Here is a 9740-nt window from a genome sequence, read left to right as displayed (position 1 = left end):
AGACCGAGATTTTGCATCAGGCTTCCTTCAGACTCCACCTCACGATGGACGCCCTTGCCATTTGCTAACAGTTCCTACCACCAAGCCTGTAGCGGACTTTCACCGCCTAGCTACCGCCCATGCAGGGCAAACTGAAAAGTAGCTCGCTGTAATTTCAGCGAGCTTTATTCTTACTAAATATTCTACTAATCAGTACTGCTAATGCACCTACCCCTAGATAACTATAGGAAAAAGGTAAAGTGGATTGCCATAGCTCTTTGCTAAAATCAGTTATTAGATCTATACTTTTTACATTAGGAATTAATCTAACAAACAACTCACTCATAAACCAAGTTGATCCTAAATAGATAATTCCTCCAGTTACTATTAATGCTATACCAGCGTATAAAACTCCGGTTAATCTACCTAATAAAACTAACAAAAGTAATGTTATAAAAGCAATTACAGTTGATATAATTAAAATAGTATTAGCTATACCTAGATAAGTTTTAATACTATCTAAAGTTGTATCTATATCATAATCTGATATAAAGTATCTCATAGATATTTGTTGTGGTAACTCAATTCGATTAATTAATGAATTTGCAATGACATCATGAAGCTGTTTTTGTGTACTATCAGGAAGTGTCATCAATATCTCTGCTTCTTGTGGCGATTGAATTTCTAATATTTTAATAAAAGTATTAAAATCTGATAACTGATTTTTTAGTTCATCTTCTAAAGTATCTACTTCTAACATTAAGTTTAGAGTATCAATATCACCTCTTACATAATTTATTACTTCTGGGACTAATGTTTCTGAATTTTCTTCCATTATTTGTACTCTATCGACTTCAGATAATAATATATTAAGTATTTGTTGTTTTTTAGGTAAGTTTGTATTATGATCTATTTTTTCTAAAACATAGATCATATCTAGTCGTTCATATAAATCTATTTCATCAGATGTTTCTAAAACAAATTCATCCTCTAGAGAAAAAAATAAAGTTGAAAGATAAGCACTTGTAAATAGAAATATCCCAAAAACTAAAGCAACACTTTTAAATACACGATTAGAAACATATAATTCTTGTAATTTTCTCATAACTCCCACCTCATATCATTTCATCACTATCACACTATACTAACATATTTCTCTACATTGTGTATTAAAAATTAGTTTCAATCTGATTATTTGTAGTACAGTATTTTAAAATTGCTGTAGTATTTTTACATATTTGTAGTTAAAACTCAATGTGTCATCCTCATCTTAAGGTCAGCTTCTTCAACTTTTGTTAACTTTTGTTTCGAATTTTCTATTGTTCGCAGTGTCCTCATAGAGTTAAAGATAGCTATTAAAGCTACACCAACATCTGCAAATACAGCTTCCCACATGGTTGCCATGCCCATTGTACCTAATATAACAAAAACTGCTTTAATACTCAAAGCAAAAATAATGTTTTGAATTACTATCTGTCTAGTTCTATTTGCAACATCTAAGCTTTCTGGTAATTTTATTAGTTTATCATCCATTAACACAATATCAGATGATTCTATAGCAGCATCAGAACCTAACGCACCCATAGCAATTCCAATATCTGCTCTTGTAATAACAGGTGCATCATTTATTCCATCTCCAACATATGCCACTTTACCTGGGGTTTTAGCCATATAGTCATCTAATATCTGTAATTTATCTTCTGGTAATAAGTTAGAATAGTACCGATCTATCCCTAACTCACTTGCTACTTTAGCACTATTCTTTTCTTCATCTCCTGTTAACATGATAACTTTTTTGATACCTAATTTTTTTAGTAGTTTGATAACTTTACTTGCTTCACCTTTAATCTCATCAGAAACCACAAAATAACCGGCATACTTCCCATTAATAGCTACATGTACCCAGGAATCATCATCTGTTTCTATGTCACTTTGATTAGATATAATTCCCTCACGTTCAAGTAAGCGCTTGTTTCCTACATGCACAAGTGTATTATCACCCATTACAGATTTGATACCGTGACCTTTCAACTCTTCTTGTTCAACAATACTAATTTTAGGCAATTCACCAAAGGTTTCGGTTACAAACTGCTTTATAGATTTAGCTATGGGATGATTTGAATGAGCTTCTGCAAGGGCAGCATATTCCATTAATTCTTCTTTAGAGAACTCATTTACTGTAGATATATCTAATACTTTAAAAACACCTTTAGTTAAAGTACCAGTCTTATCAAAAATCATTGTATCCACTTTTAAAAAAGCATCTAAAAAGTTTGCTCCCTTAACTAAAATCCCTTTTCTTGAAGCTCCACCTATTCCCCCAAAATACCCAAGAGGAATAGAAAACACTAAAGCACAGGGACATGAAATAACAAGTAAAATTAAAGATCTATATATCCACTCTGAAAACGTTGCATCATCGATAACGAGTGGGGGGACTAAACCTAAAATTAATGCCCCAAATACTACAATAGGTGTATACCAACCTGCAAAAGTTGTTATGAATTTTTCTGTAGGAGCTTTTCTAGAAGCAGCATTTTCTACTAAGTTTAGTATTTTAGATACTGATGAATCCTCGAATTTGTTTGTAACTTCTAATCTAATTAGATTGTTCTCATTAATTACACCTGCATATACTTCGTTCTCGGGATCAATACGTCTAGGAACTGACTCACCTGTTAGTGCACTTGTGTTTATATAAGACGTTCCTAAAATGACTTTTCCATCTAAGGGTACTCTTTCACCTGGTCTTACTTCTATTATATCTTTAGGTTTAACTTCTTCTGGATCTACTTGTTTTACTGAACCATCCTTAACTAAATTCACATAGTTTGCTTTTAAGTCTAAAAGTGCTGTGATAGAACGCCTTGACCTATTTACAGCTAGATTTTGTAAAAACTCCCCTACAGCATAGAATAACATAACAGCAACAGCTTCAGGGAACTCTCTAATTAAAAATGCGCCAACTGTTGCAACTGTCATTAAAAACTTTTCATTAAAGAATTGACCTTTTAGTGAACTTTTGAATGCTCCTAAAACTATAGGAGTACCTACTGACAAATAAGCTAGTAAGAATACTAAAAATTCACCATAACTAGTTTCTCTTAACTGTTCTCTAAAAAAGATACCTATGCCCAATAAGATTAAAGCTAATATAATCCGTATCAATTCGTTTGAACTGTCTTTGATAATGTTAAAAAAACTTTGGTTTTTTGATTTATGCTCATCTTCAACTGGTTTTAGGATTACCCCAGGCTCTATTTTATCAACAATTTCTTGTGCTTTATCTAAATAATAAGGGTCTAACTCCACTGTATTATTAGAGAGATTTATTTGAATCTCTTTAGAACTATCTAATTTATTAAGTTTTTTTTCTATTTTAGAAGCACAACTAGGGCAGTCTAACCCCTTTAATTCATATTTCATAATTTCCCCTCCCACTAATCATGCTGAACATGTTCTAAAGCTCTAGAAAATAGTGCTTCAACGTGTTCATCATCTATCTGATAGTATACATACTTTCCACTTCGATTTGATTTAACTAAACTTGCTTTTTTAAGTAATCTTAACTGATGAGATACGGCTGAAACTTTCATGTTTAAAGAGATTGCTAAATCACATACACACAGTTCTTCTTGTTCAAGAGCATATAAAATCTTTATACGAGTTGGATCCCCTAAAACTTTAAATATCTCAGACATATTATTTATCTCTTTTTCTGAAAGCATATTATTTTTTATACAATCAACAGCTTCAGGGTTAAAACTAAATAAATCACATGTGTCTTTTGAATTCTCTTTGTCACCCAAATTACCCCTCCTAAAATTATAATAGTTGAATAAATGTTCAAGCGTTCAATGGTATTATATGAATAATCTTCAATAAACGCAAGTATTGTTGAATAATTAATAATATTATTTTTATAGGAATTAAGTTCAATGAAAATTATAGATGCCCATATTCATTTATCAGATCTTGCTTCTTAAAATAAAACTACACTAAATTCAAGTGTAGACTTTTGTCTAGGGTAAAACTTTATTTTAGGTTAAGTTTACCTATGATAATAAGATTGCTATTTGGTACTGATTGGCCATTAGTTGAAATTAGTGTTTATGTAGAATTTTATAACGACTAATACCTAAAAAAAATATGAAGACGTATTTTTTAATAATGTAAAGAAGGTATTTGACATATAGCATAGAAAGTTTAATTTAACTAAAGAACCGAAATTCAAAAGAAAGGAGTTTTAATATGCCAAACCCAGTTTTAGTTAGTAAAGATCAGATTCAAAACTCGATAGCTTATATATCAAAAGAACTTAAAAAACTTAGCCAAAATATTCACGCTAATCCAGAATTAAATTTCCAAGAAAAGAAAGCTGTACAATTTCAAAAACAAATACTTGAAAACCATGATTTTAGCTTTGAGAACCCATTCGGTGGATTAGAGACTGCTTTTAAAGCTAGTTACAGTAACTCTAAGTCCAAAGACACTTTAAAAATCGCTTTTTTATCTGAATATGATGCTTTACCCGAACTAGGTCATGCCTGTGGTCATAATTTGATCGCTACAAGCTCTGTTGGAGCTGCTATTGGTTTAAGTGAAGTTTTAAAAGATTTTTATAATGAGATTCCTTTTGAAGTTTCAGTTATTGGAACCCCAGGTGAAGAAGGTGGAGGGGGAAAGGTTCATTTATTAGAAGAAGGGGGATTTGACGATATTAATTTTGCTCTCATGATTCACCCCGGTAACAAAAATATGGTAGGAAGAGGTGGACTAGCTTGTACTCAAGTTGATGTAGAAGCATTTGGAAAAAAAGCACATTCAGCCGCACCATGTTATGGTGTGAATGCTTTATCTGCCATTATTAATGTCTTTAATGAGCTCGATGTTTTAAAAGGAAGCATTAAAGACAGTAATAAAATCAATGGTATTATAACTGATGGTGGAACTGCTTCTAATATAATCCCTGATTATGCTAAAGCCGCATTTACAGTCAGGGCAAAAACTAAAGAAGATCTTACTTTCTTATTAGAAAAGTTCAAAAAAATTACTGATGGTGCATCGGCTTTAACAGATGCAGAGATCAAATGTGAACATGATTTAATTTATGAAGAACGTTATCCTAATAAAAGTATGGGAGAGCTTTTCAAGACTAATATGGAAATATTAGGTGAAGAGGTGAATTACCCTGACTCAGACGAAATTTTAGGTTCTTCCGATATAGGTAATGTCTCTAGAGAGATTCCGACTATACATCCTTATATTAAAATCACAGATCCCCCTATTGGTGGACATACTCGTGATTTTGAAAAAGTTTCTGGAGAAGAAATTGCTGAAAGTAAAGCAATTAAAGCTGCTATGGCTTTAGCAATGACTGGTTTAGATATAGTTACTTCTGAATCTAATCAACACAACATTAGAGAAGAATTTTCAAATACTGTGAAATCTTCCAGTTCCTAAAAAATTATCAATATATTGTGCTGTGACAGTTCTGTGATGTATATCTTTATGACCGAACGGTAATAACAAGAAGTCTTTGGCATTTGACATTTTAGTAGATTCAACTTCAACTCGTCCATCATTATCATTTTTAAGTAATAAACTAAAGGGCCAACTAGATTTTGTACCAGCTATTATTCCTAATTCTAATGAACTGTTACTTTCATATAATAATTTTTTATAAGTAACTAATACATCTAAGGGTTTATGAATCTTATTTATCGGTGAATATAAGCAAAGTAAATCTGCTAATTTAGTTCCTTTATTAGGTGTAGCTATCAAAACACATCTACCTATATTATCTATGGTATTACGAGCTAAATAATTTCTAATTATTAGACCACCCATACTATGACCAACTAGATGTATTTTGGGGTTAAAATAATTACACTTATTAAGGTAATCATTGGTACAATCTTCAAATATAGTTGTACATTTATGAAAACTTGCAAATCTAGTAGGTAGATTTGGAGAATATACTAGATAACCTCTATTTTTAAAATAATCACTTAAAAAACTCATATCGTGAAAAGATGAATTAAAACCATGTACTAATATAACTATACCCATTGTTATTCTCCTTTTTTAACTGCTTTTATATACATTATATTACTAATTAATGGAGGTATCAAAAATTGCTAGTTTTAACTGGATTAACTATGATCGACGGAACTGGAAAATCAGAAGAACACGGTGTTGTTATTGTAATAGAAAATGGCAAAATAGTTGAAGTAGGTACACAGGTCTCTATTCCAAAAGAAGCTAAAGTCAAAGATATGTCAGGCAAAACTGTTATACCTGGAATAATTGACTCACATGTTCATTTAACTTTTAAGCCTTGTGCAGATCCTTTTTCTACTCTTTTAAACGAAAGTGACTCAAGAACTGTATTAAAATCTTCTGAGCATGCTTCTAAAACCCTTAGATCTGGAGTAACTACAGTGCGTGATTTAGGGGGGAAAAATTATGTAGATCTTGATCTAAGAGATGCAATTAACGTTAATGAAGCAATAGGACCTACAATGTTAGCTGCTGGAAAACCAATTGTTATGACTGGTGGCCATGGATGGCCAATAGCAGAAGAAGTTGATAGTCCTGATGAAGCTAGAAAAGCTGCTAGAAACCAGCTAAAAAAAGGAGTAGATATTGTTAAGATAATGGCCACAGGCGGAGTTATGACAGAAGGGGTGGAACCAGGATCACCTCAGCTATCTACTGATGAAATGGCTCCTGCTATTGAAGAAGCTCATAAAGCTGGTAAAACTACTGCTTCACACGCTCAAGGTACAACTGGTATAAAAAATGCCATCAACGCTGGTATTGATTCCATAGAACACGGTATTTATCTAGATGAAGAGGCGATAACTATGATGAAAGATAACGGTATCTATTTTGTCCCTACATTATCTGCACCTTACTGGATATCTAAAAAAGGTAAAGAAGCAAATATTCCAGAACATGCGGTCAAAAAGAGTGATGCTAGTCTAAAAGCTCATAGAGAAAGTTTTAAAATGGCTCTTGAAGCTGGAGTTAAAATAGCTATGGGAACAGATGCAGGCACTCCTTTTAATTATCATGGTTACAATTTTTATGAGCTAGTATTAATGGTTGAAAATGGCATGTCACCTCTTGAAGCTATAAAAGCAGGTACACAACGAAGTGCTGAACTCTTAAACATTTCAGATCAAGTAGGAACTATTACACCTGGTAAAGATGCTGATTTAATAGTACTCGATGATAATCCATTAGATGATATATATAATCTAGAAAAAATATATCAAGTTTTCAAAAAAGGTGACCCTGTTAAGTAAATAAAAAATCCTCTCAAAAAGAGAGGATTTTTTCTATAAGAAGATTCCAACTATGGTAGCTGATAAAGCTGAAGCAAGAGTGGCACCTGTAAGTAGTTTAAAGCCGAACCTAGATACACTTGCAGCTTTGTCACTATCGATTCCTTTAACTGTTCCTGCGACAATACCGATAGATGCAAAGTTAGCAAAACTCGTTAAAAAGACTGTAACTATACCAACAGTTTTTTCACTTATTGTTTCTACCATCGGTTGAAATTGAAGCATAGCAACAAATTCATTAGTTACTATTTTAGTTCCCATAATTGCTCCTGCTTCAATCACTTCTTCATGCGGAATCCCCATAAGTAAACCTATAGGAGCAATTATCCATCCTAAAATTTCTTGTAAGGTTATCCCTACAAAGACTAACTGAATCAACCAATTTACTAGCTCTAATAATCCAATAAAAGCAATTAGCATTGCAGCAACTATTAAAGCAATTTTCCCACCTTCTAAAGCTCCGTTACCCATAGCTTCAAAAATACTTCCTTCAACAGAAACATTATCCACATCTACAATATCATCTTCCCTTTTTATATTTACAGGTGCAATAATAGATGCAATCATTATAGCACTAAACATATTTAGTGGTAATGCAACTAAAACATATTGAGGTGGTAACATTTGTAGATAAGCTCCTACTATAGAAGCTGAAACTGAACCCATAGCTGAGGCACTCACTATGTATAAACGATTATTATTTAGGTGATGAAATTGTGAGCGAATTGCAATTAAGGCTTCTGATTGGCCAAAAAATACACTGTTAACTGCATTAAATGATTCTACTCGCGGAAGCCCTGTTATCTTAGATATAAGACCTCCTAAATATTTTATAATCGGAGGTAGAATTTTTAGGTATGTTAATACTGAAAGAAGGGTTGCAAAAAAAATAATTAGTAACAATACATCAATAAAAAAAACACCTTCTTCTCCAACTTGAAATCCACCTACTACAAAGTCAATACCTTCCCTACCAAATTCAATTAATTTATTAAATCCTGCAGATATGCCATTAATTACTGAACGACCTATTTCTGTAGTAAACATAAACCAAGTTATGAGAAGTTGTACTAACAACATAATGCCAATACCTCTAAAATTAATGTTCTTTTTATCGTTAGACATAAGAAATGCTATCCCAAGGATAATTCCTATAGCTAAAATACTTAATAAAACTTCCATTACATCTCCCCCATAACTGTAGATAGTTTCTATATTTATTTGTTCCCTAGAAATGTTTGATTAATAATGTAAAAATACCCCAATATTTTATTGAGGTAGTAACAAATACTGATATTTCAATCTAACCGAATTTAGATTAACAAGAATATAATAATAAAAAAATAAGGGGGTGAAAAATTGTTTACCCCACAAAAGAAACGTTTCTGCCTTGTAGCTGATTCAGGTGAGGGAGACAACCTTTCTAGTGCTTTTGATAAAGCGTTATTAAATGCAAAAGTAGGTAACTATAATTTAATTAAAATTACTAGTATTATACCTCCTAAGGCTATACAAACTAATAAAATTACTTTACCTGTAGGTTCAACATTAACTATAGCGTATGATTCATTTACTAGTAAAAAACAAGGTGAAGTAATATCTTCTGTTGTCGCTATTGGTATTCCTAAAAACAAAAAAAACCAAGGAATTATTGTTAAAACTTCTGGTTTTCAAGAAAAAGACACTTTAGTAGAGCAATTAAAAAAAGAACTAGTTGAGTCCTTTAATAATAGAAGCCTAGAACTTGAACAAATTTTAACCAAAGGAATAGAACATACGGTTATTAATTGTGGTAGTGTATTTAGTGGAGTAGCACTGTTCTAATTAATCACCTAGATATAACAAAGATTCTATTTACATCTTCTTAGATAAAATACAATAAATAAAAGATTGAGGCACATACCTCAATCTTTTATTCTTGTCTATTTTCTTTTTTAACATGCTCATGATTTTTTAAATGTTCTATGCAATACTCATAATCCCTATCACATTTCGAACAGTATCTAAATTCTAGTTTAGGGTCATCTTCTTCTGTTTTTCCACAAATATAACATCTATGCATAGGTCCTTTTCTTGTAGATTTCGCTTGAAATTCTCGTCTTCTCGAAATAACTTGTTTTCTTGTTTTAGCGGTTTTGAAAAAGTATTCAGCAAAAAATAATAAAAAATTAGTTAGTGCAATTATGACGGTTAGTTTATGAACTAATGGTGAAAATAAAACTACTGATCCTAAATATACTCCAGTAATAATAGCTAAAAACTTTATCTTCACTGGAAATACAGTAAGCGTCAAACTATCCCCACATAGTAAAACAGCTAAGATTGTGTCATAATTCCCCCAACTAACTAAGGTAGGGGGAATTTTCATGTCACAACCTAAAAACAAATATGAAAAACGAAGAGAAAGCT

Annotated in this window: 8 protein-coding genes and 1 pseudogene; 3 read left to right on the top strand and 6 right to left on the bottom strand. The window is 31.9% G+C overall.

Features of this window, described 5'->3' with window-relative positions:
- Positions 1 to 154: 154 nt before the first annotated feature.
- The 3 genes from CDO51_RS12615 to CDO51_RS12605 all read right to left on the bottom strand — a co-directional run bounded on the left by CDO51_RS12615 (position 155) and on the right by CDO51_RS12605 (position 3788).
- Positions 155 to 1084 carry a hypothetical protein gene (locus CDO51_RS12615; protein WP_089024583.1) on the bottom strand — a complete coding sequence of 310 codons (930 nt, stop codon included), beginning with the start codon at positions 1082 to 1084 and terminating at the stop codon, positions 155 to 157.
- Positions 1085 to 1230: 146 nt separating this feature from the next.
- Positions 1231 to 3405 carry a heavy metal translocating P-type ATPase gene (locus CDO51_RS12610; RefSeq protein ID WP_089024582.1) on the bottom strand — a complete coding sequence of 725 codons (2175 nt, stop codon included), beginning with the start codon at positions 3403 to 3405 and terminating at the stop codon, positions 1231 to 1233.
- 14 nt (positions 3406 to 3419) lie between these two features.
- Positions 3420 to 3788 (bottom strand): ArsR/SmtB family transcription factor, encoded by a 369-nt coding sequence (locus tag CDO51_RS12605; RefSeq protein WP_240503582.1) that lies wholly within the window; start codon positions 3786 to 3788, stop codon positions 3420 to 3422.
- 442 nt (positions 3789 to 4230) lie between these two features.
- Between CDO51_RS12605 and CDO51_RS12600 the strand changes: the two genes are divergently transcribed.
- On the top strand, positions 4231 to 5442 hold the full coding sequence (locus CDO51_RS12600) for an amidohydrolase (protein WP_089024581.1): 1212 nt from the start codon (positions 4231 to 4233) through the stop codon (positions 5440 to 5442).
- On the opposite strand, the gene CDO51_RS12595 is transcribed toward CDO51_RS12600, so the two are convergent.
- Complete coding sequence (locus tag CDO51_RS12595) at positions 5413 to 6051, bottom strand: alpha/beta fold hydrolase (RefSeq protein ID WP_089024580.1); 639 nt, start codon at positions 6049 to 6051, stop codon at positions 5413 to 5415. The genes CDO51_RS12600 and CDO51_RS12595 overlap by 30 nt on opposite strands.
- A gap of 65 nt (positions 6052 to 6116) precedes the next feature.
- Between CDO51_RS12595 and CDO51_RS12590 the strand changes: the two genes are divergently transcribed.
- Positions 6117 to 7292 carry a metal-dependent hydrolase family protein gene (locus tag CDO51_RS12590; RefSeq protein ID WP_240503581.1) on the top strand — a complete coding sequence of 392 codons (1176 nt, stop codon included), beginning with the start codon at positions 6117 to 6119 and terminating at the stop codon, positions 7290 to 7292.
- A 33-nt stretch (positions 7293 to 7325) separates the two neighbouring features.
- On the opposite strand, the gene CDO51_RS12585 is transcribed toward CDO51_RS12590, so the two are convergent.
- A complete protein-coding gene (locus tag CDO51_RS12585) occupies positions 7326 to 8513 on the bottom strand; it encodes a NupC/NupG family nucleoside CNT transporter (RefSeq protein WP_089024579.1) in 1188 nt (395 codons plus the stop codon).
- 177 nt (positions 8514 to 8690) lie between these two features.
- On the opposite strand from CDO51_RS12585, the gene CDO51_RS12580 reads away from it, so the two are divergent.
- Positions 8691 to 9155 carry a pyruvoyl-dependent arginine decarboxylase gene (locus CDO51_RS12580; RefSeq protein ID WP_089024578.1) on the top strand — a complete coding sequence of 155 codons (465 nt, stop codon included), beginning with the start codon at positions 8691 to 8693 and terminating at the stop codon, positions 9153 to 9155.
- Positions 9156 to 9243: 88 nt separating this feature from the next.
- Here the strand turns inward: CDO51_RS12580 and CDO51_RS12575 are convergent.
- Positions 9244 to 9740: pseudogene (locus CDO51_RS12575) on the bottom strand (hypothetical protein); the annotation flags it as partial.

It is taken from the genome of Natranaerobius trueperi (assembly GCF_002216005.1).
Taxonomy (GTDB): Bacteria; Bacillota; Natranaerobiia; order Natranaerobiales; family Natranaerobiaceae; genus Natranaerobius_A; species Natranaerobius_A trueperi.
This window is presented reverse-complemented; position numbering and strand designations above follow the sequence as displayed.